At 59.8% G+C, this 26,473-nt stretch carries 21 protein-coding genes; 12 read left to right on the top strand and 9 right to left on the bottom strand.

Features of this window, described 5'->3' with window-relative positions:
- Positions 1 to 23 precede the first annotated feature (23 nt).
- The 3 genes from RYB66_RS17490 to RYB66_RS17500 all read right to left on the bottom strand — a co-directional run bounded on the left by RYB66_RS17490 (position 24) and on the right by RYB66_RS17500 (position 4,851).
- Positions 24 to 959 (bottom strand): sulfonate ABC transporter substrate-binding protein, encoded by a 936-nt coding sequence (locus RYB66_RS17490; protein ID WP_005733877.1) that lies wholly within the window; start codon positions 957 to 959, stop codon positions 24 to 26.
- 215 nt (positions 960 to 1,174) lie between these two features.
- Positions 1,175 to 2,500 carry an LLM class flavin-dependent oxidoreductase gene (locus RYB66_RS17495; protein WP_046832901.1) on the bottom strand — a complete coding sequence of 442 codons (1,326 nt, stop codon included), beginning with the start codon at positions 2,498 to 2,500 and terminating at the stop codon, positions 1,175 to 1,177.
- 35 nt (positions 2,501 to 2,535) lie between these two features.
- A complete protein-coding gene (locus RYB66_RS17500) occupies positions 2,536 to 4,851 on the bottom strand; it encodes a TonB-dependent receptor (protein ID WP_316884342.1) in 2,316 nt (771 codons plus the stop codon).
- 173 nt (positions 4,852 to 5,024) lie between these two features.
- On the opposite strand from RYB66_RS17500, the gene RYB66_RS17505 reads away from it, so the two are divergent.
- The gene (locus tag RYB66_RS17505; RefSeq protein ID WP_316884304.1) at positions 5,025 to 6,071 is read left to right on the top strand and encodes a LacI family DNA-binding transcriptional regulator; all 1,047 of its coding nucleotides are present in this window, start codon (positions 5,025 to 5,027) and stop codon (positions 6,069 to 6,071) included.
- A 160-nt stretch (positions 6,072 to 6,231) separates the two neighbouring features.
- Here the strand turns inward: RYB66_RS17505 and betT are convergent, their stop codons facing one another.
- Positions 6,232 to 8,187, bottom strand: a complete 1,956-nt coding sequence (betT, locus tag RYB66_RS17510; protein ID WP_004663279.1) for a choline transporter BetT — start codon at positions 8,185 to 8,187, stop codon at positions 6,232 to 6,234.
- A 651-nt stretch (positions 8,188 to 8,838) separates the two neighbouring features.
- Here betT and hutU point away from each other — a divergent pair.
- The 9 genes from hutU (at position 8,839) to hutG (ending at position 20,043) form a co-directional block, all read left to right on the top strand.
- Positions 8,839 to 10,536, top strand: coding sequence for a urocanate hydratase (hutU, locus tag RYB66_RS17515; RefSeq protein WP_316884306.1), 1,698 nt, complete (start codon positions 8,839 to 8,841; stop codon positions 10,534 to 10,536).
- 113 nt (positions 10,537 to 10,649) lie between these two features.
- Positions 10,650 to 11,618 (top strand): ABC transporter substrate-binding protein, encoded by a 969-nt coding sequence (locus RYB66_RS17520; protein ID WP_005745087.1) that lies wholly within the window; start codon positions 10,650 to 10,652, stop codon positions 11,616 to 11,618.
- Positions 11,619 to 11,691: 73 nt separating this feature from the next.
- Positions 11,692 to 12,543, top strand: a complete 852-nt coding sequence (locus RYB66_RS17525) for an ABC transporter permease (RefSeq protein WP_005745086.1) — start codon at positions 11,692 to 11,694, stop codon at positions 12,541 to 12,543.
- Positions 12,540 to 13,370, top strand: a complete 831-nt coding sequence (locus tag RYB66_RS17530) for a glycine betaine/L-proline ABC transporter ATP-binding protein (RefSeq protein ID WP_005781542.1) — start codon at positions 12,540 to 12,542, stop codon at positions 13,368 to 13,370. The genes RYB66_RS17525 and RYB66_RS17530 overlap by 4 nt, the downstream gene beginning before the upstream one ends.
- Before the next feature lie 12 nt (positions 13,371 to 13,382).
- On the top strand, positions 13,383 to 14,924 hold the full coding sequence (gene hutH / locus RYB66_RS17535; RefSeq protein ID WP_316884314.1) for a histidine ammonia-lyase: 1,542 nt from the start codon (positions 13,383 to 13,385) through the stop codon (positions 14,922 to 14,924).
- A gap of 55 nt (positions 14,925 to 14,979) precedes the next feature.
- Complete coding sequence (gene hutH / locus RYB66_RS17540) at positions 14,980 to 16,527, top strand: histidine ammonia-lyase (protein ID WP_057404918.1); 1,548 nt, start codon at positions 14,980 to 14,982, stop codon at positions 16,525 to 16,527.
- A 106-nt stretch (positions 16,528 to 16,633) separates the two neighbouring features.
- Positions 16,634 to 18,010 (top strand): amino acid permease, encoded by a 1,377-nt coding sequence (locus RYB66_RS17545; protein WP_004663273.1) that lies wholly within the window; start codon positions 16,634 to 16,636, stop codon positions 18,008 to 18,010.
- Positions 18,011 to 18,025: 15 nt separating this feature from the next.
- Entirely contained in the window at positions 18,026 to 19,231 is a 1,206-nt protein-coding gene (gene hutI / locus RYB66_RS17550; RefSeq protein WP_004654987.1) for an imidazolonepropionase, read from the top strand.
- Between the two features lie 11 nt (positions 19,232 to 19,242).
- Entirely contained in the window at positions 19,243 to 20,043 is an 801-nt protein-coding gene (hutG, locus tag RYB66_RS17555; protein WP_005758940.1) for an N-formylglutamate deformylase, read from the top strand.
- 186 nt (positions 20,044 to 20,229) lie between these two features.
- Here the strand turns inward: hutG and RYB66_RS17560 are convergent, their stop codons facing one another.
- The gene (locus RYB66_RS17560) at positions 20,230 to 22,359 is read right to left on the bottom strand and encodes a heavy metal translocating P-type ATPase (protein WP_316895008.1); all 2,130 of its coding nucleotides are present in this window, start codon (positions 22,357 to 22,359) and stop codon (positions 20,230 to 20,232) included.
- A 30-nt stretch (positions 22,360 to 22,389) separates the two neighbouring features.
- On the opposite strand from RYB66_RS17560, the gene RYB66_RS17565 reads away from it, so the two are divergent.
- On the top strand, positions 22,390 to 22,518 hold the full coding sequence (locus RYB66_RS17565) for a hypothetical protein (protein ID WP_267885687.1): 129 nt from the start codon (positions 22,390 to 22,392) through the stop codon (positions 22,516 to 22,518).
- Between the two features lie 49 nt (positions 22,519 to 22,567).
- Complete coding sequence (cadR, locus tag RYB66_RS17570) at positions 22,568 to 23,014, top strand: Cd(II)/Pb(II)-responsive transcriptional regulator (RefSeq protein ID WP_004654994.1); 447 nt, start codon at positions 22,568 to 22,570, stop codon at positions 23,012 to 23,014.
- 21 nt (positions 23,015 to 23,035) lie between these two features.
- Here cadR and RYB66_RS17575 read toward each other — a convergent pair whose 3' ends face one another.
- The 4 genes from RYB66_RS17575 to lgt form a co-directional block, all read right to left on the bottom strand.
- Positions 23,036 to 23,932 (bottom strand): hypothetical protein, encoded by an 897-nt coding sequence (locus RYB66_RS17575; protein WP_057404914.1) that lies wholly within the window; start codon positions 23,930 to 23,932, stop codon positions 23,036 to 23,038.
- A gap of 3 nt (positions 23,933 to 23,935) precedes the next feature.
- The gene (locus tag RYB66_RS17580) at positions 23,936 to 24,133 is read right to left on the bottom strand and encodes a hypothetical protein (protein WP_003343866.1); all 198 of its coding nucleotides are present in this window, start codon (positions 24,131 to 24,133) and stop codon (positions 23,936 to 23,938) included.
- A gap of 77 nt (positions 24,134 to 24,210) precedes the next feature.
- A complete protein-coding gene (locus RYB66_RS17585) occupies positions 24,211 to 25,182 on the bottom strand; it encodes a thymidylate synthase (RefSeq protein WP_005745077.1) in 972 nt (323 codons plus the stop codon).
- 52 nt (positions 25,183 to 25,234) lie between these two features.
- Positions 25,235 to 26,047, bottom strand: coding sequence for a prolipoprotein diacylglyceryl transferase (gene lgt / locus RYB66_RS17590; protein WP_004655000.1), 813 nt, complete (start codon positions 26,045 to 26,047; stop codon positions 25,235 to 25,237).
- Between the last annotated feature and the right edge of the window lie 426 nt (positions 26,048 to 26,473).

Raw genomic sequence — 26,473 nt, forward strand, 5'->3', positions numbered from 1 at the left:
AGCGTCTGCTCGCCACGCGAGAATCATGGCTTTTGCCAGACCACCTGCTGGATATCGACCCGCTTGGGTATCAGGTGGTTGTCGTAAAACAGATCGGCGGTCGCCTGCTGCGCACGCACGATCTCGGCTGTGATCGGCAGGCTCGGTGATTCAGGTCGATGATCAAGATACTGAGTGATGACCGCTTCGGACAAGCCCATGCTGCGCGCCAGGATCTGAATGCTTTCGTTGCGTTGCGAGCGAGTCAGCCCATCGGCCACCGTCAGTTCGTCGAGAACCTGCTGCACAAACGCCGCATTTTTCTCGGCAAAAGCCCGGCGTGCGGTATAGAACGGCCCGGACAGTCCAAGTCCTTCTCCATTGGCCAAGAGGCGGCTATGGCCTTCGTTCAGGGCGATGGAGTAGTACGGGTCCCAGATTGCCCAGGCATCGACACTGCCGTTTTCAAAGGCGGCGCGGGCATCGGCGGGGGTCAGGTAAATCGGCTGAATATCCTTGAACGTCAACCCTGCCTTGTTCAACAAGCGCAACACCACGTTATGCGAGCTGGAGCCTTTCTGAAGTGCGACCTTGCGGCCTTTCAGCTCTGCCACGCTGTGCAGCGGGCTTTCGTTGCGCACCAGTATGGTTTCCGCCTGTGGCTTGGCCGGTTCTGCGCCGATGTAGACCAGGTCTGCGCCTGCGACCTGAGCAAAGATCGGCGGGATGTCACCGGTGGACGCAATGTCCAGACTGCCAATATTCAAAGCCTCAAGCATCTGCGGCCCGGCCGGGAATTCGATCCATTTGACTTTTGTAGCAGCAAAGCGCTTCTCCAGAAGGCCATGTTCCTTGGCCAGCACCAGCGTGATCGAGCCCTTCTGATAGCCAATGCGCAGCGTGTCAGGTTCGTCGGCAGCAGCTGTCCCGAACAGGCCACTGAAAGCCAGAATGGCGGCGATAAACGTGAATGGTTTCATGGGTGATCCCTTAATTCTGTATAAAAATCTGCCTTTGATTCTGGCCGAAGGCCGTGGGAGCGAACTTGTTCGCGAAAGGGCCGGTACAAGCACTGAAAATTCATCGTCTGAAATACCGTCTTCACGAACAATGCGGACCACCGCCCCGGTCGCTCCCACGCCCTGCGGGCAGAAGCCCGCTTTCTGCGCTCATCAGGACTTGCATGCGGCAACGATCAAAATTTGTAAGCAGGCCGTTGCAAGCCCAGGTTTTCACGCAAGGTCGTGCCCTCATACTCGGTACGAAACAGCCCGCGCCGCTGTAGCTCCGGCACCAGCAATTGCGCGACGTCTTCCAGACCTCCCGGCAAATGCGGCACCAGCACGTTGAAGCCGTCTGCCGCGCCGTGTTCGAACCAGGTTTGCAGCTCATCGGCGATCTGCTCAGGCGTACCGATCAGGCTGTAATGCCCTCGCCCACCGGCAATCCGCCGTCCCAGTTGCGCCAGGGTCAGGTTTTCCTGATCGGCCAGTTCGGTGAGCAGTTTCTGCCGGCTGCGCTGGCCGCTGTCAGTCAGCGGCAGCTCTGGCAACGGGCCGTCCAGCGGGTAGCCCGACAGGTCGAAATTGCCCAGCATACGGCCTAACAGGGCGACACCCACCTGAGGTTCGACCAGCTCCTGAAACGACTCGAATTTCGCTTTCGCCAACGCCTCGGTTTCGGCCACGACAATGAACACGCCGGGCATGACTTTCAGCGAATCTGCGTCACGTCCGTATGCGCCAAGGCGGCCCTTGATGTCCGCATAAAACGCCTGGGCACTGGCCAGCGAGGTCTGTGCGGTGAACACCACTTCCGCGGTCTGCGCCGCCAGATCGCGGCCGACTTCAGAGGAACCCGCCTGCACGACCACGGGCTGCCCTTGCGGCGAACGCGCCACGTTCAGCGGGCCTTTGACACTGAAGTGCTCACCGTGATGATTGAGCACATGTAATTTGGCCGGGTCGTAATATTCACCGCTGGTCTTGTCGCGGGTAAACGCGTCATCTGCCCAGCTGTCCCACAGACCGGTCACCACCTGATGAAACTCCCGTGCGCGGCTATAACGCTCGGCATGCCCCACATGCTCGGCGCGACCGAAGTTCTGCGCTTCGGCGGCGGCATCGGAGGTCACCAGATTCCAGCCCGCTCGCCCCCCGGACAAGTGATCCAGCGAGGCGAACTTGCGAGCAACGTGATACGGCTCGTTGTAGGTGGTGGTCGCCGTCGCGATCAGACCGATGTGATCGGTCACCGCGCTCAACGCCGAGAGCAGGGTCAGCGGCTCGAAATGATCAGAACGGGCCATGCGGCTGGCGATATCGCCGGTGGCGGCAGCCACGCTGTCGGCCACGAACAACGTATCGAATTTTGCCGCTTCCGCGACCTCGGCCACGTGCCGATAGTGCTTGAAATCCAGCCCTGCATCGGCAGGCACATCAGGGTGACGCCAAGCCGCAACGTGGTGCCCGGTGGCCATCAGAAAAGCGCCGAGTTTCATCTGTCGAGCAGTCGTGCTCATTCTTCACTCCTTACTGTGTTACCGCGTGCCACGACTCAAAAATCCTTGCGTAGCTGTACGCCGAAATAACGCTCGTCATCACGCGGTACAGACCGGTAAACATAGCTACCACCCGTGGCCAGCATCGGCGAATAGGACTTGTCTGCCAGATTCTTGCCGAGCAGCGCCACGCGCCAGCCACTGTTGTAATCGGCCAATGCCACGCTGGCATTCCAGATGCCGTAAGCGCCCTGCTTGGTGTCCGGGTTCTGGCTGATGTCGTACTGCACTTCGCTCTGCCAGCTGTAATCGGTGCCCAGCTCGATATCCAGACCGTTGTCCAGCGGGATGGTGTAGTCGGCACGAACGTAGCTTTTCCAGTCAGGGCTATACGGCAGGGTTTTGCCATCGACGTTGCACGACGCCGCTGCACCGGCCGGGCAGGCAAAGCTGTCGATGCGCGCCCTGGTGTAAGACAGCGCGCCGGAGAATTTCAGGTTACGGGTGGCCTGCAAGGCGTAATCCAGTTCGACGCCTTCAGTACTGACACTGCCTGCGTTGATCAGCCGCGTAACGACCTGCCCGGCAACGCTGTCGAAGAAGTTCGCCTGATAGTTATCGTAATCGCTATGGAACACCGCCAGGTTGGTGGTCAGGCGATTGTTCCAGGTGGTGGCCTTGACCCCGACTTCCCAGGTGTTCGAGGTCTCCGGTTTCAAAGCGTCGGTGTCACGCGGCTGCATGTTGAAGAACACGTTGTAAGCCGGACCTTTATAGCCGCGCGAGTAGGTGATGTAGGTCATCACGCTGTCGCTCAGGTCGTACTGCAGACCCAGCCGACCGGACTTGCCATCCTCGTCCACCGAACCGGAACTGCTGGTCGCAGGCTGAATGCCGCTGACCGTGGTCGCCGATGTCGAAACGCGGCGATGGTCGTATTCCAGATCATCGTGGGTCCAGCGCGCCCCGGCAATCGCACGGAAGTCCGGGGTGAAGTTGAAGGTGGTTTCGCCGAATACCGAATAGCTGTCGGTGGTGGTGCTGTAATCGGCGATACCACGGTCCTGACGGGTTGGCGTGATGAGCGTGCGCTGGTAGGTCTCGTCGCTCTTGCCATGCATATAGAACAGACCGCCGACATACTCGACAAACTGGCCCTTTGGCGATGCCAGACGTAGCTCCTGAGAGTACTGATTGAACTCCAGATCGCCTTTGTCTTCGGTGCCGGGGAATGCAGCGGTGACGGTGCCGAGACGGTCGCCATCCTGATACTGGGTGTTATCCCAGCCCCGCCAGGCGGTGATGGAGGTCAGGGTGTAATCGCCCAGTTGCCAGTCAAGCTGGCCCGACAGGCCCTTGTTGACGTCCTCGACATGGCTGCGGTAATCACTGAGCACATCACGGTTGTCACTGTCGGCGCGCACCGGTGACAGCGCACTGGCGAACGCTGGGGTCAGCGCCTTGCTCACTACGCCATTGGGCGCGTCGTCATGGGACTGCATGTAGTCCGCGGCAAGGGTGAAGGTGATGTCGTCGTTGGGTGTGAATTCCAGCTTGCCGCGCGCGCCCTTGCGGTTGTAACCGTTGACTTCCTGACCGTTGAGTTTGTTGTCGACGTTGCCGTCATAGCTGCCGAACAGTGTGGTAATCGAGCCCTTGAGGGTCTGCGGAATCAAACTGCCGCCGATGCCGAAACGGGTGCGGCTTTCGTTACCGCTGTAATACGACTGATCGATGTAACCGTGGGTCTCTTCGGTCGGCGCCTTGGTGGTGACGTTGAGCACGCCAGCCGAGGCGTTCTTACCGAACAACGTACCTTGCGGGCCGCGCAGCACTTCGATGCGCTCAAGGTCGAGCAGGTCCAGCGTGGCCTGGCCCGGACGTGCATACACCACGCCATCGATCACTGTCGCCACCGTCGGCTCGACACCCGGCGAGGTGGAAATGGTGCCGACACCGCGAATGAACAGCGAGGTGTCCTTGTTGGACGCACCGGTACGGAAATTCAGCGAAGGCACTTGCTGAACGATGCTGGCCACGCCGTTGCGATTGTCCCGCTCCAGTTGCTCGCCCTGAATCACCGAAACTGCGACCGGTACTTTTTGCAACGACTCTTCACGGCGCGTGGCCGTTACGGTGACGGACTCCAGCGCTACCGTTTCAGTGCTCTGCGTTGCTGCGTTATCTGCCATTGCCGGAACCCACGGCAACGCCGCAAGCCCCATCAACAGCCAGCCATAACGGCGCCCCCGCGCCACATGAGCCTGATCGATGGCTTGCGCCAGAAGTGTGTATTTGACGCCATCCCCACGTGTTGTGTGCATCTGCGTGCCTACCTGAAATATGCCCTGATCCGACAATGCGATACGCACTGGCGCCTGTTGATTGCTGGCTAAACCGGGGTCCGGGCATTCGCGGTGGCGAGTAGCAGACAAACCATCTTTGTTAGCGCTAACATCGCCAGTATCAGGAAACGGCGAATAGATCGTCCAATACTGAAAAATTAGTTTTATATTCTTTTTACTTTTATACGAAGTGATCGAGCATGGCCGACGAGAAACCTGCGACACGCAAACGCCGAGGCGCAGGCCGGGTGACGATAACGGCAGTGGCGCGTGAGGCCGGTGTCTCGGCCATTACCGTATCGCGCTATTTCAATCAGCCGGAGCAAGTCTCGCCTGAACTGCGTGAGCGAATTGCAGCCGTGGTCAATGCGCTGGGCTATGTGCCCAATCTGGTGGCAGGCGGCCTGGCGTCGGCGCGCAGCCGGGTGGTAGCGATGGTGATTCCCAATATCTCCGGGCCTATCTTCGCCAACACCATTCAGGGCTTCAGTGACACGCTGAGCCAGCATGGTTTCCAGTTGCTGCTGGCCTCCAGCTACTTTTCCGCCGAACAGGAAGAAAGCGCAGTGCGGGCGTTTCTGGGCTGGTCACCGGCAGCACTGGTGCTGACCAGTCGTTTCCACAGCCCGGCTACCGAGAAAATGATCGAGCAGACCGATGTCCCGGTGATCGAAACCTGGGACCACCAGCCCGAACGCAGCCCGATCCAGATTGGCTTTTCTCACTATGACGTCGGCGTCACGGCAGCCCGCTATTTGTACGACAAGGGCTACCGCCGCATCGCGTTCGTGCAGAACAGCATTGCAGGCGACTTCAGCGCACTGGAGCGGCGTGACGGCTATATCGCCACACTTGAAGGGCTCGGCATCAAACCGTGGGTCTTTGTCCCGGACGCCGGACGGGCGCCGTTCGAAGCAGGCAAACAGGCCATGGAAACACTAATGAGCCAAATACCGCGCCCCGACGCCATCTTCTTCGCCAACGACAACCTGGCAGCCGGTGCCCTGCTCGCCAGCCAGCGCGCAGGCCTGCATATACCGAAGGATTGTGCCGTGATGGGCTTTGGCGATTACGCCTTCGCAGAAATGATGCTCCCTAGCCTGACCACCATCAAACCGCCAGCGCTGGAGATCGGCGTACTGGCCGCAACGCGTGTGCTTGAAAGCCTTGGCGTGTTGCCGGTGGAGGGAGACATACAACGGCTGAATTTGCTGGAGTGCAGATTGGTGGAGCGGGAGAGTACATGAGCCCGACGCAATCTCGAGCCTACGCTGGGGGGCGTAGAACGATGACCTCAGCCATCGTGCGACGCTCCGCGTCGCATGCCGTTCTGGACGCTCTGCGTCCTCGCCTGAACATGGGGCGTGGCGCAGAGCGTGAGGAACGACAGGTGCTCTTAATCCCCTATCACCGCACCAGATGCAGAAATTGCATATGCCGCTCGTACTGGTCGAGCACGTCGTTGATGACCTGTTCCTTGGTGTAGCCCACCAGGTCGTAGTCCTGACTGCCTTCGCTCAGGTGAACCTCGGCGCGGTAGTAGCGGCGGTTGTTCAGCTGTTTGGAACCCATGCCGCCACGGGCGAACGAAGGGGTGAAGAAGCCTTTCATCTGCACTTGGTAGATGAACGGACGCTCTTCGCCGTGACCGATTTCCAGGGTCACCGAGTCGTTGGAAGGGTCAGGTACGTTGACCACGCTCAAGCCCTTCTCGACAAACACCGCTGTCACTTCTTCAATCGCTGGACGCACGGTCTGGTCAAGGAAGCGATACACCTCGTCTCGCGACGGGTAATGCACGGCCTGGCTCAGACGCTGACGCCAGCCGCCACGTCGTGAGCCGGACACTGGTGCCAGCGAATACAGTTGCGCAATCTGGCGCTGGGATTCCATGACGAACGCTTTGTGCAGGCCCCACATCATCAGTAGCAGGATCAGCGAGAACGGCAACGACGTCAGCACCACCGCTGATTTAAGCGCATCGATACTGCCCGAGAACAGCAGGCCGCTGGTGATCAGTGCAGTCGCCACACCCCAGAACACCCGCAGCCATTTCGGACCGTCTTCGTCAGGGTTGCCGCCTTTGGCGGAAAGCGTCGACAGCACCACCGTGCCCGAATCGGCAGAGGTGACAAAGAACACAAAGCTGATAAATACCGTGACCGCAATGACAGTCTTGCTCCACGGATAGGTTTCCAGCAGCAGGTACAGGGTCATCGACGGATCATCGATGGCCGATTGACCCAGCGCAGTCATGCCATGGTTGAGCACTTGATCGATGGCGCTGTTACCGAAGATCGACATCCACGCCAGGGTGAAGCCCAGCGGGATCAGCAACACACCGAAGACGAACTCACGGATGGTCCGGCCACGCGAGATACGCGCAATGAACAGGCCCACGAACGGCGCCCAAGCAATCCACCAGGCCCAATAGAACACCGTCCAGCCGCCCAGCCAGTCACTCGGCTCGTTGTAGGCATACACGTCGAAACTCTTGCTCGGCAGTGCACCCAGATAGTCACCGATGTTCTGCACCAGCGTGTTGAGCAAGTGCTGAGTCGGGCCGGCGAACAGCACGAACAACAGCAACGCACAGGCCAGCAGCATGTTGATGTCGGACATGACGCGCACGCCCTTGTCGACACCGGCTATCGCGACCAGAATCGCCGCGCCCATCATCAGGGTAATCAGACCGACCTGAATCCAGTGGGTGTGTGCCACGCCGAACAGGTAATCCAGACCGGAATTCAGGTGCAGCACCCCGAAGCCCATATCTGCGCCCAAGCCGAAAATGGTCGCTATGATGCCGAAGCCGTCGACTGCATAGCCTATAGGGCCGTTGATGCGCTTGCCGATCAGCGGGTACAGCGCCGAACGCAGGGCCAGCGGCAGGTTGTGGCGATAAGCGAAGTAGGCCAGCGCCATGCCGACAAAGGCAAACACGCCCCAGCCATGCAGGCCCCAGTGCAGAAACAGCAACTGCATGCCCTGACGCGCGGCCTCAGCCGTACCGCCTTCGCCCTGCGGCGGTTGCAGCAGGTGCGTCAGTGGCTCTGAAACGCAGAAGAAGAACAGCGTGATGCTGATCCCCGCGGCGAACAGCATGCCGGCCCATGACAGGTAACTGAACTCGGGTTCGTCGTGGTCGGCACCGAGCTTGATCTTGCCGAAGCCCGACAAGGCGGTGACCACCACGAAGACCAGATACAGGGTCATGACCATCATGTAGTACCAGCCGACCGTATTGGCCGCCCAGTTTTGCGCCGCCAGCAGCCATTCTCCGCTGGCTTGCGGGAAGGCAATGACAACGATGCCGAAAATCAGAATAAAGCTCGCAGCGAAGTAGAACACTGGAGCGTTCATGCGGACGTTGCCGCTTGAAGAAGTACTCGGAGAGCTCATCGGTTGCGTGCCTCCGGACTGATAAAACCAACTGCAAAAAGCGGATACGGCAAGGGTAAGCCTCCTGTTGTGAGCGGGCAGCGAACCACCGGTTTAACTTGAACGAGCGTTCAATTTAAACATGAAAGTGCCCGTAAAGACTAATCGGGGGCCAGTGAATGCTCGCTCAGGCTTGGGTATGACGCATGCTTGAGCGGGATCGTTCCCATCCTCAGGCAACACAATTCAGGCCCTACCAACGGGGATTTTTCAGGCACCTATAAATAACCGATGTTGACCCTGCGACCCTGCGCACATTTACCGCACCATTCTGTTACCTGCCGCCCCAAAAGCGCGCAAATCACGCTTCAGGTAACACGCCTGACCTCGCCTCACACATTGTTCGCCTGCTCGGAAAAGTCCGCTACCCCCTGAAAACACTGAGCCGCAGGGTCATCGAACGATCAATGAACAGCCGCCAGACAAAGTTGGTCTTCTGATTGCATATGCTTGTATGTACAAGTAGAGACAGGCTAGACATTCTGTCTTTCTACTGGACTGAATCGGCCTGCTTTGCCAGGCACTGTTCGCCCTTCAAAGGGCTGGTTCGCATTGATCGCCGAGGATTTTTTTGTGACCGAGAATAATCAAGACCTGAAGCAGGACTGGACCCGCCATCGCGAAGGCGTCGTACGGGCTGCCCGCGGCACTCAATTGACAGCCAAAAGCTGGCTGACCGAAGCGCCGCTGCGCATGTTGATGAACAACCTCGACCCGGAAGTCGCCGAGACCCCCAACGAGTTGGTGGTTTATGGTGGCATCGGTCGCGCTGCGCGCAACTGGGAGTGCTACGACAAAATCGTCGAAAGCCTCACTCAGCTCAACGATGATGAGACCCTGCTGGTGCAGTCCGGCAAGCCGGTCGGCGTGTTCAAGACCCACAGCAACGCCCCGCGCGTGCTGATTGCCAACTCTAACCTTGTGCCGCACTGGGCCAGCTGGGAGCACTTCAACGAACTGGATGCCAAGGGCCTGGCAATGTATGGCCAGATGACCGCAGGCAGCTGGATCTACATCGGCAGCCAGGGCATCGTGCAAGGCACCTACGAAACCTTCGTCGAAGCCGGACGCCAGCACTATGACGGCAATCTCAAGGGTCGCTGGGTGCTGACCGCAGGTTTGGGCGGCATGGGTGGCGCGCAGCCGCTGGCCGCGACATTGGCCGGGGCCTGCTCGCTGAACATCGAATGTCAGCAGAGCCGTATCGATTTCCGCATCAAGACCCGCTACGTCGACGAACAGGCCGCTGATCTGGATGACGCTCTGGCGCGCATTGCCAAATACACCGCCGAAGGCAAAGCCATCTCCATCGCCCTGTGCGGCAACGCAGCAGAAATTCTGCCGGAAATGGTCCGTCGCGGCGTGCGTCCGGACATGGTCACCGACCAGACCAGCGCCCACGACCCGCTCAATGGCTACCTGCCCAAAGGCTGGACCTGGGACGAGTACCGCGTCCGCTCGGTCAGTGAACCGGCCAATGTCGTAAAAGCCGCCAAGCAATCCATGGCCGAACACGTCGAAGCCATGCTGGCGTTCCAGCAAGCGGGCATTCCGACCTTCGACTATGGCAACAACATTCGCCAGATGGCCAAGGAAGTCGGCGTCGCCAATGCCTTCGATTTCCCCGGTTTCGTTCCGGCCTACATCCGTCCGTTGTTCTGCCGCGGCATCGGGCCGTTCCGCTGGGCCGCGCTGTCGGGTGACCCAGAAGACATCTACAAGACCGACGCCAAGGTCAAGGAACTGATTCCGGACGACGATCACCTGCACAACTGGCTGGACATGGCCCGTGAACGCATCAGTTTTCAGGGGCTGCCCGCGCGTATCTGCTGGGTCGGCCTGGGTCAGCGCGCCAAGCTGGGTCTGGCGTTCAATGAAATGGTCCGCAGCGGCGAGCTGTCGGCACCGGTGGTAATCGGCCGCGACCACCTGGACTCCGGTTCGGTCGCCAGCCCCAACCGCGAAACCGAATCCATGCGCGATGGCTCCGATGCCGTCTCCGACTGGCCGCTGCTCAATGCCCTGCTCAATACCGCCAGCGGCGCGACCTGGGTTTCGCTGCACCATGGCGGCGGCGTGGGCATGGGCTTTTCGCAGCACTCCGGAATGGTCATCGTCTGTGACGGTACGGACGAAGCCGCCGAACGCATCGCCCGCGTCCTTCACAACGACCCGGCCACCGGTGTGATGCGCCATGCCGATGCCGGTTATGACATTGCCATCGACTGTGCCAGAGAGCAGGGCTTGAACCTGCCGATGATCGGACGTTAAGGGGGCTGCGGTTATCAAACCGACAGACTCGGGGGAACGGGCATGAACATGTCCACAGGCCGGATGCCTACTTGAAGCTGCCGTCATCCATTTCAGGCTTAGGAGCATCGATAATGAATATGAAAAAGGCCCTGCTGACCACCCTGGTATCCGCTGGCCTGCTCGCCAGCGCAGGCGCAAGTCAGGCTGCCGGCTGGTGCGAATCAGGCAAGCCGGTGAAATTCGCCGGTCTTAACTGGGAAAGCGCGATGCTGCTGACCGACATTCTGCAGGTCGTTCTGGACAAGGGTTACGGCTGCACCGTTGACGCCCTGCCCGGTAATTCCATCGCCATGGAAAACGCCTTGAGCACCAACGACATCCAGATCTTTGCCGAAGAATGGGTCGGTCGCAGCGAGGTCTGGAACAAGGCCGCCGCAGCCGGGAAAGTGGTCGGTGTCGGCGCGCCTATCGTTGGCGCAGTGGAAGGCTGGTACGTGCCCCGCTATGTGATCGAAGGCGATGCCAAACGCAAGCTTGAAGCCAAGGCACCCAACCTGAAATCCATCAGCGATCTGGCCCAGTATTCGGCGGTGTTCAAGGATCAGGAAGAACCCGGCAAAGGCCGCTTCTACAACTGCCCGGCTGGCTGGACCTGCGAGCTGGAAAACAGCGAAATGCTCAAGAGCTATGGCCTGGAAAGCAAATACACCAACTTCCGCCCGGGCACCGGCCCTGCGCTGGATGCGGCTATTCTCTCCAGCTACAAACGTGGCGAGCCGATCCTGACCTACTACTGGTCGCCGACTCCGCTCATGGGCCAGGTGGACCTGGTGCATCTGGAGGAGAAAGCCGGGGTCAACAAGACGATCGATATCAAGGTCGGCGTGTCCAAAGTGTTCCACGATGAGGCCCCTGAACTGGTCGCCATCCTGGAAAAGGTCAACCTGCCTATCGACCTGCTCAACCAGAACCTGGGGCGCATGGCCAAGGAACGTATCGAATCGCCGAAGCTGGCGAAGATTTTCCTGAAAGAGCACCCCGAAGTCTGGCACAAATGGGTCAGCGAAGACGCCGCGAAAAAGGTGGACGCTTCGCTGTAAACGAAAGGGCAGTCGGACTGACAAATCCGACTGCCCTGACGTTGACCCGACACACCTCATTTGAGAGCCGCTTATGTTTCCTGAAAGCTTCACTTTCTCGATCGCCAATTGGGTCAACGACGGGGTCGACTCGCTGGTGACTCAGTATGGCGATGTGTTCCGGCACATTTCCGACACCCTGCTATGGGCCATCGTCAACCTCGAAGGCCTGCTGCGCATGGCGCCGTGGTGGCTGATGCTGATAATCGTTGGCGGCATTGCCTGGCACGCGACACGCAAGATCGTCACGACGCTGGTCATCGTCGGCCTGCTGTTTCTGGTCGGTGCGGTCGGGTTGTGGGACAAGCTGATGCAGACATTGGCGCTGATGCTGGTCGCCACGATCATTGCGGTACTGATCGGCATTCCACTGGGCATTCTCTCCGCGCGCAGCAATCGCCTGCGCTCGGTGCTGATGCCGTTGCTGGACATCATGCAGACCATGCCCAGCTTCGTTTACCTGATTCCGGTGTTGATGCTGTTCGGCCTGGGCAAGGTCCCGGCCATCTTCGCCACGGTGATCTATGCCGCGCCGCCATTGATTCGTCTGACCGACCTGGGTATTCGTCAGGTTGACGGTGAAGTGATGGAAGCCATCAACGCCTTCGGTGCCAACCGCTGGCAGCAGCTGTTTGGTGTGCAACTGCCACTGGCCATGCCGAGCATCATGGCCGGGATCAACCAGACCACCATGATGGCGCTGTCGATGGTGGTCATCGCCTCCATGATCGGCGCACGCGGGCTGGGTGAAGACGTGCTGGTGGGCATTCAGACGCTCAACGTCGGACGCGGGCTGGAAGCGGGTCTGGCCATCGTCATTCTGGCGGTCGTCATCGACCGTATCACGCAGGCCTATGGCCGCCCACGGCATGAGGCGCACAAATGAGCAGCGTGGAACCGAACAAGATCGTCGTTAAAAACGTATTCAAGATTTTTGGCAATCGCTCAAAGGAAGCACTGGCGCTGATCAAACAGAACCAGAGCAAGGATCAGGTACTGGCGCAAACTGGCTGCGTGGTCGGGGTCAACGACCTGTCGCTGTCGATCGGCAGTGGCGAAATCTTCGTCATCATGGGCCTGTCCGGCTCCGGCAAATCGACGCTGGTACGCCACTTCAACCGCCTGATCGACCCTACCAGCGGCGAGATTCTGGTTGATGGTGAAGACATCCTGCGCTACGACATGGAGGCGCTGCGCCAATTCCGTCGGCACAAGATCAGCATGGTGTTCCAGAGCTTCGGCCTGCTGCCGCACAAGACCGTGCTGGCCAACGTCGCGTACGGCCTGAAAGTGCGCGGCGAGAGCAAGGCGCTGTGCCAGGAACGCGCGCAGCACTGGATAACGACCGTAGGCCTCAAGGGCTACGAAAACAAATACCCGCACCAGCTTTCCGGTGGCATGCGCCAGCGCGTCGGTCTGGCACGAGCACTGGCAGCCGACACCGACATCATTCTTATGGACGAAGCGTTCAGCGCCCTCGACCCGTTGATTCGCGCCGAGATGCAGGACCAGTTGCTGGAACTGCAAGCCAGCCTGCACAAGACCATCGTGTTCATTACCCACGACCTGGACGAAGCGGTACGCATCGGCAATCGCATCGCGATCCTCAAGGACGGGCGCTTGATTCAAGTCGGTACACCGAAAGAAATCCTTCACTCGCCCGCCGACGATTACGTGGACCGTTTCGTTCAGCGCCGCGTGGCCACCCTTTAAGGACCGTTGCAGATGTCGCGAGCAGAACAGATCGTCATCGGTGAAGCCCCGCTGGGCTGGCAGGACGTGGTCGCCGTGGCCCGGCATGGCGCAAGACTGGTCCTGTCGGATGCTGCCTGGGCGCGGATCGATAACGCGCAGGCCATCGTGCAGCAGATTGTCGTCAGCGGCGAACGCGCCTATGGCGTGAACACCGGGCTTGGCGCGCTGTGCAACGTATCGCTGCAAGGCGAACAGCTCAGTCGCCTGTCGCGCAATACCCTGCTCAGCCATGCCTGCGGCGTGGGTGCGCCGCTGGCCGACGAGCAGACTCGCGCAATCATCTGCGCCGCAATCCTCAATTACAGCCAGGGTAAATCCGGCATTCACCGGCAAGTGGTCGAAGCGCTGCTGGCCTTGCTCAATCGGGGCATTACGCCACACGTGCCATCGCAGGGTTCGGTGGGTTACCTGACCCACATGGCGCACGTCGGCATCACCTTGCTGGGCGTCGGTCAGGTCAGTTATCGCGGGCAGATCGTCCCGGCTGAGCAGGCCTTGAATGAAGAAGGTCTGGCTCCGGTAATTCTCGGTGCCAAGGACGGCTTGTGTCTGGTCAATGGCACGCCATGCATGACCGGCCTGAGCTGCCTGGCCATCGCCGATGCCGAGCGCCTGAGCCAATGGGCCGACGTGATCGGCGCGATGACCTTCGAAGCACTGGGCGGTCAGTTGGATGCATTCGATGAGAGCATTCTTGCCCTCAAACCGCATCCCGGTATGCAGCAGGTGGGCAAAAACCTGCGCAGCGTATTGGCTGGCAGCGAAGTGCTTGCCAGCCGCCAGGGCATTCGTACCCAGGACGCGCTGAGCATCCGCTCGATTCCCCAAGTGCATGGCGCAACCCGCGATCAGTTGGCTCATGCCATTCGCCAGATCGAGACCGAGCTGAACTCGGTCACCGATAACCCCATGCTGCTCGGCACGCCCGATGACTGGCGCGTGGTGTCTCAGGCCAACCCGCATGGCCAGTCGGTGGCGATGGCGGCAGACCTGCTGTGCATGGCGCTGGCAGAACTGGGCTCCATCGCCGAGCGACGCCTCGACCGCCTGATCAACCCGATGGTCAGCGGCCTGCCGGCGTTTCTGGTCAGCCAGCCGGGGGTGAATTCGGGGATGATGATCGTTCAGTACGTCGCCGCCTCACTGTGCGCGGAAAACCGCCAGATGGCGCAACCGGCGGTGGTCGATAACTACGTCACCTCCGGCCTGCAGGAAGACCATCTGAGCCTGGGCACCAGTGCCGCGCTCAAGCTGCACAAGGTGCTAGGCAACGTCACACAGATTCTGGCCATCGAGTATTTGCTGGCGGCCCAGGCGTTCGAATTCCTCAAGGCGCAAGGGTTTGGCGTGGGTACAGGTGCTGCGTGGCGACTGCTGCGCGAGCGGATTCCGGCCTACGATGAAGACCGCTGGCTGGCCCCTGATATCGCCAGCAGCGCGGCCCTGCTCAAAGACGCAACATCGCTGGAAAGGGTTTTCCAGCACTGCCGCGATCATGCGGCAACCCTATAAAAAGCGGCGGACGGCCACACGCCGTTGCTGACATCAATCAAGGAGTAGCTGCATCGTGACCACCTTATCTGCCAAGACGCTGAACCTGATCCCCGGCCAACTGACCCTGGCGCAATTGCGCGCCATTCATCAGCAGCCGGTCAGCCTGACGCTGGACAGCAGCGCAGACCAGCAGATCGACGACAGCGTCGCCTGTGTCGAACGCATTCTGGCCGAGAACCGCACCGCCTACGGGATCAACACCGGCTTTGGCCTGCTCGCCTCGACGCGGATTGCCAGCGAAGACCTGGAAAATCTGCAGCGTTCGCTGGTGCTGTCGCATGCGGCCGGTGTTGGTCAGCCGATCAGCGATGATCTGGTGCGCTTGATCATGGTGCTCAAGGTCAACAGCCTGAGCCGTGGCTTCTCGGGTATTCGTCGGGTGCTGATCGATGCGTTGATCGCGTTGATCAATGCCGATGTCTATCCGCATATTCCGCTCAAGGGTTCGGTCGGCGCTTCGGGTGACCTGGCTCCACTGGCGCACATGTCGCTGGTGCTGTTGGGCGAAGGCAAGGCGCGTTACAAGGGCGAATGGCTGAATGCTGTCGATGCATTGGCTGTCGCGGGACTACAACCGCTCACCCTTGCCGCCAAGGAAGGACTGGCGCTGCTCAACGGTACGCAAGTGTCCACCGCGTATGCACTGCGCGGCTTGTTCGAGGGCGAAGACCTGTTCGCTGCGGCGTTGACCTGTGGCTCGCTGACCGTCGAAGCCGTGCTCGGTTCGCGCTCACCCTTCGATGCACGTATTCATGCAGCACGCGGTCAGCGCGGGCAGATCGATGCCGCTGCCTGCTACCGCGACTTGCTAGGCGAAAGCAGTGGCGTGTCCGAGTCGCACCGCAACTGCGACAAGGTTCAGGACCCCTACTCGCTGCGCTGCCAGCCGCAGGTCATGGGAGCATGCCTGACCCAGTTGCGCCAAGCCGCCGAAGTGCTGGAAATCGAAGCCAATGCGGTGTCCGACAACCCGCTGGTGTTCGCCGCCGAGAACGACGTCATATCCGGTGGCAATTTTCACGCCGAGCCGGTCGCCATGGCGGCGGACAATCTGGCACTGGCCATTGCCGAGATCGGCTCGCTCAGCGAACGGCGTATTTCGCTGATGATGGACAAGCACATGTCGCAACTGCCGCCCTTCCTGGTCGCCAACGGCGGCGTCAATTCCGGGTTCATGATCGCGCAGGTCACGGCCGCCGCGCTGGCCAGTGAAAACAAGGCGCTGGCTCATCCGCACAGCGTCGACAGCCTGCCGACATCCGCCAATCAGGAAGACCATGTGTCGATGGCCCCGGCCGCTGGCAAGCGGTTATGGGAAATGGCAGAAAACGTTCGCGGGATTCTTGCCGTAGAATGGTTGGCTGCCTGCCAGGGTCTGGACTTGCGTGAGGGTCTGAAAACCTCTCCGAAACTGGAGCAAGCCCGCAGCCTGTTGCGCAGCAAGGTCCCGTTCTATGAAAAGGACCGTTTTTTTGCACCGGACATCGAAGCTGCCAGTCAGCTGTTGTCCTCCACTTGCCTGAACCCGCTGGTTCCTGCACGTCTGCTACCGAGTTTGTGATGTACCGCGAGCCTGGCAGGGCTCGCTTTGGTCATTGCTGCGGGAAGCCGATTGCAGGCGTTTTCGCGGCTTTTGCCATACCTGTATGTAATGAAATGGACCTGAAATGACGTCACAAGATGGTTTGAAACGCGGGTTATCCGCCCGCCATATCCGCTTCATGGCCCTGGGCTCTGCCATCGGCACAGGGTTGTTCTACGGCTCGGCCTCGGCGATTCAACAGGCCGGTCCGGCCGTATTGCTGGCGTACCTGATCGGCGGCGCGGCGGTGTACATGGTGATGCGCGCACTGGGCGAAATGGCCGTTCACGACCCGGTTTCCGGCTCCTTCAGCCATTACGCCACGCGCTACATGGGCCCGCTGGCCGGTTTCGTACTGGGCTGGACCTACGCATTCGAAATGATCATTGTCTGCCTCGCCGACGTGACCGCATTCGGCATCTACATGGGCTTCTGGTTTCCGGAAGTACCCCGCTGGATCTGGGTGCTGGGCATCGTCTTTCTGATCGGCGCGCTCAACCTGTGCAACGTGAAAGTCTTTGGTGAAACCGAGTTCTGGCTGTCGATCCTCAAGGTCAGCGCCATCGTGGCCATGATCGTCGCAGGCTTCGGCATCATGATCTTCGGTATCGGCAGCTCGACCAGCGGCACCGAAATAGGCATCAGCAACCTGTGGGCACATGGCGGCTTCATGCCCAACGGCGTCACCGGCCTGATCGCTTCGTTTGCGGTGGTGATGTTTGCCTTCGGCGGCATCGAAATCATCGGCATCACGGCCGGTGAGGCAAAGGACCCGCAACGCAGCCTGCCACAGGCGATCAACGCCGTACCGTTGCGCATTCTGCTGTTCTATGTGCTGACACTGTTTGTGCTGATGTGCATTTACCCGTGGCCGCAGATCGGCACCCAAGGCAGCCCGTTCGTGCAGATTTTCGACAATCTGGGCATTGCGTCGGCGGCGACTATCCTCAATATCGTGGTCATCTCTGCTGCGGTGTCGGCCATCAACAGCGACATCTTCGGCGCCGGGCGCATGATGTACGGATTGGCCCGTGACGGTCAGGCACCCGCCAGTTTTGCGCGCCTGTCACGGCATGGTGTGCCGTGGATGACCGTGCTGGTCATGGGCATCGCGTTGCTGGGCGGCGTGCTGCTCAACTACCTGATCCCCAAGGACGTGTTCCTGCTGATCGCCTCGCTGGCAACGTTTGCCACGGTCTGGGTCTGGCTGATGATTCTGCTCACCCAGGTTGCCATGCGCCGTTCGATGAACCGCGACGAGGCCGCACAACTGAAATTCGCGGTGCCGTTCTGGCCTTACGGACCGGCCGCCGCCATCGTCTTCATGCTGTTCATCTTCGGAGTGCTGGGCTATTTCCCGGACAACCGTGCAGCCTTGATCGTCGGCGCAATCTGGATTGTGCTGCTGCTCATCGCCTACGGGTTGTGGGTCAAGCCAAAGGCGCTCAACAATCCCCATTGACCAAAGAGGCCCGAAATGAAAACGCTCTGGAAACACTGTCACATCGCAAGCATGGCGCACGGTAAATACTCGATCATCGAGAATGCCGCCATCGTGACCTCCGGAGCGCTCATCGAGTGGATCGGGCCTGAAACCGAGCTGGCCGAGCCGGAACATGACAACTGCATCGATCTGGGCGGCGCATGGGTGACGCCCGGCCTGATCGACTGCCACACGCACACAGTGTTTGGCGGCAACCGCAGCGGGGAGTTCGAACAGCGTCTCCAGGGTGTGAGCTACGCTGAGATTGCCGCAGCAGGCGGCGGTATCGCCAGCACGGTGCGCGCGACTCGTGCGGCCAGTGAAGATGAGCTGTACGCCAGCGCCGAGCGACGCTTGCGACACTTGCTCAAGGACGGCGTGACTACCGTCGAGATGAAGTCAGGTTATGGGCTGGACCTGGAAAACGAGCGCAAAATCCTGCGGGTGATCCGCCGCCTGGGCAATACCCAACCGGTCACCGTACGCGCCACCTGTCTGGCCGCCCACGCCCTGCCACCGGAATACGCGGATCGCGCCGCCGACTATATCAATCACATCTGCAACGACATGCTGCCGGCACTGGCTGCCGAAGGGCTGGTGGATGCCGTGGATGCGTTCTGCGAGTACCTGGCGTTTTCGCCTGCGCAGGTCGAGCAGGTGTTCATCAGCGCAGGGCAACTGGCGCTGCCGGTCAAACTGCATGCCGAGCAGCTTTCTTCGCTGGGCGGGTCAAGCCTCGCGGCACGTTACAAGGCGCTGTCGGCGGATCATCTGGAGTTCATGACCGAAGACGATGCCGTCGCCATGGCCGCTGCCGGGACCGTCGCAGTGCTGCTGCCGGGGGCGTTTTACTTCCTCCGTGAAACACAGCTGCCGCCGATGGAAGCGCTGCGCAAGCACGGCGTGCCGATTGCGATTTCCACCGACCTGAACCCCGGCACCTCGCCAGGGCTGTCGTTGCGTCTGATGCTCAACATGGCCTGCACGCTGTTTCGCATGACACCTGAAGAGGCACTGGCGGGTGTGACATTCAATGCCGCCAAGGCACTGGGCATGAGCGCGACCCACGGCTCGCTGGAGGTCGGCAAGGTAGCGGATTTCGTCGCTTGGGACATTGAGCGACCGGCTGATCTGGCCTACTGGCTGGGCGGCGATCTGGATAAACGCATCGTGCGCCACGGCGTCGAATCATCGATCTGAAGGAGAGCCCTGTGGATAACGTTCTGACATTCAAACGCGGCCGCGTTCCGCTGCTGATCAGCATGCCGCATGCCGGCCTGAAACTGACCCCGGTGGTCGAGGCCGCGCTGGTGGACGAAGCCCTGAGCCTGCCGGACACCGACTGGCATATCCCGCGCCTGTATGACTTTGCTGCTGAATTGGGTGCCAGTACCCTGGCCGCCGAGTACTCGCGTTTTGTCATCGACCTTAATCGGCCCTCCGACGACAAACCGATGTACGCTGGCGCGACCACCGGCCTGTTCCCGTCGATTCTGTTCGATGGCGTGCCGCTGTTCAAAGATGGGCAGACACCGAGTGCCGAAGAGCGGGCGCTGTATCTGCAGCAGATATGGACGCCCTATCACCAGACGCTGGAGCAGGAGCTGCAGCGGATGCGTGATGAGTTCGGCTATGCGCTGCTGTTCGACGCCCACTCGATTCGCGGGCACATTCCGCATTTGTTCGACGGTCGCCTGCCGGACTTCAACCTCGGCACCTTCAATGGTGCAAGCTGCGACCCGGAGCTGGCCAGCCGAATGGAGCAGGTCTGCGCTGCGGCCAAAGACTACAGCCATGTGTTGAACGGGCGCTTCAAGGGCGGCCACATCACCCGCCACTATGGCGACCCGGCCAACAACATCCATGCGGTGCAGCTGGAACTGGCGCAAAGCACCTACATGGAGGAGTTCGTGCCCTTCCACTACCGCCCGGACCTGGCAGAGCCGACCCGCGCCGTGCTCAAGCCACTGCTTGAAACCTTCATTGCCTGGGGAGAGGAGCGGTTCGGCTGACTAAGTCGGACGCAGAGCGTCCATAAAAGCGCTACCACGCAGAGCGTGGGAGCGATAGCTAATACCTCTGTGGGAGCGAGCTTGCTCACGAAGACGGCCGATAGCCACACCGATTATCATTCCCATGCTCTGCGTGGGAATGCCGTTCTGGACGCTCCGCGTCCGCCCTTCAACGCCCTCGACTGATCACTTCTTGAGCAACCGCAAGCCGTTGAACACCACCAGCAAACTCACGCCCATGTCGGCAAACACAGCCATCCACATGGTCGCCATGCCCGCAAACGTGATGCCGATAAACAACACCTTGGTCACGATTGCCAGAACAATGTTCTGCTTGAGCACTGCCGAGGTCCGACGGGACAAGCGAATGAACGTCGGTATCTTGCGCAGATCATCGTCCATCAGGGCGACATCTGCCGTCTCGATAGCAGTATCAGTACCCGCTGCCGCCATCGCAAAACCAATCTCGGCCCGAGCCAGCGCCGGTGCATCATTGATGCCGTCACCCACCATGCCTACACGATGGTTGCGAGCATAAAGGGCCTCGATGGCACTCAGCTTGTCGGCAGGCAGCAAGTTGCCTTGCGCTTCGTCGATACCGACCTGATCGGCAATCGCCTTGGCGGTGTGCGGATTGTCGCCAGTCAGCATGACCGTTTTGATGCCCAGCTCATGCAACTGAGCGATGGCTTCACGGCTGGTTTCCTTGACAGTGTCAGCCACCGCAAACAGCGCGATCGGACCGGAGGTGTCCAGCAACAGCACCACGGTCTTGCCCTGCATTTCCAGAACATCGAGCTTCGCCTCCAGCTCTGGCGAACACAGACCCAGCTCTTCAACCAGGCGATGATTGCCCAGGTGATACATCTGGCCGTTGATTGCGCCCTTCACACCGCGTCCACCCAAGGCTTCAAACGCCGAGACCTCATGCAGCTTCAGGCTGCTGTCAGCCGCCTTGGCAATCGCTTGCGAAACCGGGTGATCGGAGCGACCCGCAAGGCTCGCAGCAATGGCCGGCGCAGTGTCGGCGACCGTCGGGTCCAGCGGCACGTAGTCGGTCTGCACGGGCTTGCCGTGGGTCAACGTGCCGGTCTTGTCGAGGGCCAGGTAATCAAGCTTCTCGCCCATTTCCAGATAAACGCCGCCCTTGATCAGGATGCCTTTGCGCGCCGCTGCCGCCAGACCACTGACGATCGTCACCGGCGTAGAAATCACCAGCGCACAGGGGCAAGCGACTACCAACAACACCAGCGCGCGGTAGACCCAGTCAAACCACTCACCGCCAAAAAACAGCGGCGCAATCAGCGCCACGCCCAAGGCGACAACGAACACCACCGGCGTATAGATGCGCGAGAAGCTGTCGACAAAGCGCTGGGTCGGCGCACGCGAACCCTGAGCCGCTTCTACCGCATGGATGATGCGCGCCAGCGTCGAATTGTTCGCCGCAGCGGTCACACGATATTCCAGCGAGCCCGCCTGATTGATAGTGCCCGCGAAGACCTTGTCGCCGACAGTCTTCTCGACCGGCAGGCTTTCACCTGTGATCGACGCTTGATCGATGGTCGAGTTACCGGACACCACCTCACCGTCGAGCCCTACGCGCTCACCTGGCTTGATGCGGACAATAGCGCCAATTTCGACGTTTTTAGCTTCAATTTCCTGCCAACTGCCGTCCGCCTGTTTAACGGTGGCCAGTTCCGGCGTCAATTGCATCAACCCGCTGATAGCGTTTCGGGCGCGGTCGAGGGACTTGGCTTCGATCAACTCGGCCACAGTAAACAGAAACATCACCATTGCCGCTTCAGGCCACTGCCCGATCAGAATTGCACCGGTCACCGCAATACTCATCAGAGCATTGATATTCAGGTTGAAGTTCTTGAGCGCGATCCAGCCCTTCTTGTAAGTCGTCAGCCCACAACTGAAGATCGACACCAGCGCCAGCAGAGCAACGACCCAGGTCGGGCCGAGGGACGCCAAATGGACCACTTCAGCACCCAGTGCAGTAACGCCGGACAATGCCAGCGGCCACCAGTGTTTCTTCACCGCCGGAGCCGGCTGGTCAGACGCTGCGCCCTCCTCGACCGGCTCGGCCTGCATGCCCAGCGAACTGATGGCGTCACGAATCGGGTCGGTAGACGGCAGATCGTGCCAGACGCCCAGCAGGCGATTGATCAGGTTGAACTCAAGCTTCTGCACCCCGGCAAGCTTGCCCAGCTTGTTCTGGATCAGGGCTTGCTCAGTCGGGCAATCCATGGCTTCGATACGAAAGCTGCTCAAGCGACTACCTGATGCCAGCGCATCGTTAAAGGTCACCACAGCAGGTTGTGCATCGCTGGAGCAGCATGCATGAGCATGTTCTACGGGCTTTTGCTCAGGCGCATGCTCGCCGTGGTCATGATCGTGGTCGTGTGCGGGGGAATTCTTGATCGTCGTACCCATTCTTTGCGCTCCAGGATTCTGCTTGTTGCCAAGTGAACACCCTGTAGCCACTATAGGGTCAAGCACTCAAACGAGATGAGTCCAAATGAAAATCGGCGAACTGGCAAAACTGACTGATACCCAAGTCGAAACCATCCGCTATTACGAGCGGGAAGGCCTGCTGCCCGCACCTGCCCGCAGCGATGGCAACTACCGGCTGTACACTCAGGCACACATGGAGCGTCTGTCGTTTATCCGCAACTGCCGCAGCCTGGACATGACCTTAGAGGAAATCCGCAACCTGCTCAGCCTGCGCGACAGCCCGCAGGACCAGTGCGAAAGCGTCAACGCGCTGATCGACGAACACATCGAACACGTCAACGCCCGGGTCGCGAGCCTGCAAGCGCTTCAGGAACAACTACTCGACCTGCGCCGCCGCTGCAGCGATGGCGCAGCAGAGCATTGCGCGATACTCGAGAGGCTGGAAGTGACGGGCGCGGTTGCAGCGCCAGAGGGCGAGGCTTCACATGTGGGGAGGAGTCATGGGCATTGAGAGGGGTTTGACACCTCTCGTTTAACGCTGCGCAGCTTGCACCACCGCCACAAGCTCAGTGATCGCCTTTACGAGCTGATCTTTGGCAGCTTTCTCTTTCGCAGCCTCTTCACCCGCCCGCTCAGAATCAACGCGCTTGAAAGCTTCGCGTACTTCTTCGCTGAAGACGCTGATCGAGACAATATTTTCCTGCCGAAAACCAATAGGCCTGAGCGGTGTATCGCTTGGATAATCGGTCGTGTACACCACTTTAAGGGTGTCTTTATCCCGATAGCCACTGACGGTGGGTATTAGCAGAATCTCCTGATTCACACCCGTCACTTCGGTAGGGGCCCCGACGTCCATGATGTAGCCGACGTAGACCTTTCGATCTGCCATCGTGATCATCACTTCGTCCTTTTCAATAAATGCATCGAAAAGAGTCGAGCAGATAGGGCTGTGATCTACAGACTCGCCCAGCAGATAGGCCGCAATTTCTTCTTTTTTACTGGCACCCAGTTGCCACTTGAGAATCCTGACAGTAATAAAGGCCCCCAGACTTGGCATCGCCAAGGTCAGTAAACCTGAGAGGGCAAGGAACACACCCACTTGGCTAAAATTCCTGCCCGTGATGTCGAAGTCCTGTCCCAATTGACCTAAGGCACCCATGAAGTCGGTGTTCACGGCAAAACAGACTGGCAAGGCCGCGTTTGCCGCTTGCAGCCATTTGGGGCACAGCACACCCCAGTCATGCGAGAACAGTCCTGCAAGGACTGCAGTGACACACATGGCCGCTACAAAGCAGTAAATACCGTATCGCCCCACCTGCAAGTAAAGCATCTGGCCTTCATAGCGATGCAGCCTGCAGTAAACGGTGGGATCCTTCAGGCACACCAAAAAGCCGCTGACAAGTAGTGGCAGCAGAAGTAAAAAAGCCATTTATCAGGATTCGGCTTGAGGAGTGACCAGTTTTTTAGCCTTATCGCGTGAAGAGCGAACCAAGCCTTCGATTTCTTTGGCGTCCATGGACATGCGCCCCCCCCTTACCACAAGAGTGTCGATGCTCTTGATTGCCTGCATGAGGGCTGCGTCTTCAGCCTTCTTCGTATCACTACGATGTCCAATCCGATTGAAAAACATAGTCGATTCCATTGAACAAGGTCAGGGGGGCGTGCGCTGAAACTATAGCACAGCGCTAGATTCGTTCTCTTACGGGCTCAAACCGCCATCGGCGCCGTCATTGCCGGATGGTGCTGGTAGCCTTCCAGTGTGAAGTCGGAAGGCTCGATCAGCTCCAGCCACTCAGGCTGATACACGCCGGTCTTGGCAAACTCGGGCACGCGGTCGGAGATCACCAGTTTCGGCATCGGGTACGGCTCGCGGGTCATCTGTTCGTTGAGCATGTCCAGGTGGTTTTCGTACACGTGGGCGTCGCCGATGAAGTAGGTGAACCAGCGTGGGGTGTAGCCAGTCAGGCGACCGATCAGGCTCAGCAGTGCAGCGCCTTCGGTCAGGTTGAACGGCGTGCCGAGGCCCAGGTCGTTGGAACGGATGTACAGCGTCAGCGAGATTTCGCGGGTCTGCGGGTTCGGGTGCAGCTGGTACAGCAGGTGGCACGGCGGCAGGGCCATTTCATCGAGCTGTGCGCAGTTCCAGCCGTGGAACAGGATGCGGCGGCTGCCTGGGTCATTGATGATGGTGTCGACGCATTGGCGAATCTGGTCGATGGCCTTGTACAGCACTACGAACGACTGGCCGCCCTCTTCCGATTCGGCAATCTGGCGATAACCCTGACCAAGCGCCAGTTCGATGGCTGCGACATTGCCGGCATCGATACGCTTGTAGGCAGGCCACTTGCGCCACTGCACGCCATAGATTTCGCCCAAGTCATCCTCGCCCTTGCGGAACGGGTTGTTCAGCCACTGGGCGTTTTCGTTGGCGTTCTGGTCCCAGACCTTGCAGCCCAGCTCGCGGAATTCGGCAGCGTTGTTCACGCCACGCAGGAAGCCGACCATTTCGCCGATGGCCGATTTGAACGCCATGCGCCGTGTGGTGATGGCCGGAAAGCCTTCCTGCAAGTCATAACGCAGCATCGCACCCGGAAAGCTGATGGTGTTCACGCCGGTACGGTTGGCTTGCAAGGTCCCGTGCTTGATCACATGTGCGACCAGTTCCAGATATTGCTTCATAAATCACCTGCCTTGTTGAACGCGCCGGGTGCTGACACCCGGCGTTTCGGTATTAAGCCGCTGCCTTGCTGGCAGCCGGGTCGCGCTTGTAGGCCAGCCAGATCAGGAACAGGCCGGCAATGATCATCGGCAGACTGAGGATCTGACCCATGGTCACCCATCCCCACGCCAGATAGCCCAACTGGGCGTCAGGGACGCGGACGAACTCGACCACAAAGCGGAAGATGCCGTAGAACAGCGCGAACATGCCGGAAACGGCCATGGTCGGGCGCGGCTTGCGAGCGTACAGATTGAGGATGATGAACAGTGCAACGCCTTCCAATGCGAACTGATACAGCTGCGAAGGATGACGCGCCAGTTGCGCAGGGTCGCTGAACGGCGGGAAAACCATCGCCCACGGCACGTCGGTCGGCTTGCCCCACAGCTCGGCATTGATGAAGTTGCCGATGCGCCCGGCCCCAAGGCCGATCGGCACCAGCGGGGCGACGAAGTCCATCAACTGGAAGAAGCTCTTGCCGTTGCGTTTGCCAAACCACCAGGCCGCGATCATCACACCGACAAAGCCGCCATGGAACGCCATGCCGCCCTTCCAGACCTCGAATATCAGTAGAGGATTGGCGATGTAGGCAGACAGGTCGTAGAACAGCACATAGCCCAGCCGCCCGCCGACGATCACGCCCATGGCCAGCCAGAAAATCAGGTCGGAGAGTTTTTCCTTGGTCCAGGTCGGGTCGAATTTGTTGAGACGACGCGACGCGAGCAGCCAGGCGCCACCGATGCCGACCAGGTACATCAACCCGTACCAGTGAATTTGCAGCGGGCCGATAGCGACGGCTACCGGGTCAATCTGCGGGTAAGGCAGCATTGCGACTCCTCAATTGGAACGCCCTTGCGAGCGATTGAATCAGGCGCGCATGTTACCGGAGCCCGGCAGGATGCTCTAGCGGCTACCGATGGAAGCCAGCTGAACGAAGTGAAAAAAGGTGCACCTGATGTGTCTGGCGGTAAAGAAGCGGGGTTATCGCTCCCACGCTCCGCGTGGTAGCGCCTTTCTGGACACTCTGCGTCCGATCTTGAACAGGCGGCGCGGCACAGATTTATGACGCGAAGCGTCACCCACGGCATTCCTACGCTGGAGCGTGAGGAACGATAATCTCGACTATCGTGCGGCGCTCTGCGTCGCATGCAGTTCTGGACGCTCTGCGTCCGATCTTGAGCGGGCGGCGCGGCACAGATTTATGACGCGGAGCGTCACCCACGGCATTCCTACGCTGGAGCGTGAGGAACGATA

The organism is Pseudomonas syringae group sp. 243L2 (genome assembly GCF_032587875.1).
Lineage (GTDB): Bacteria > Pseudomonadota > Gammaproteobacteria > Pseudomonadales > Pseudomonadaceae > Aquipseudomonas > Aquipseudomonas amygdali.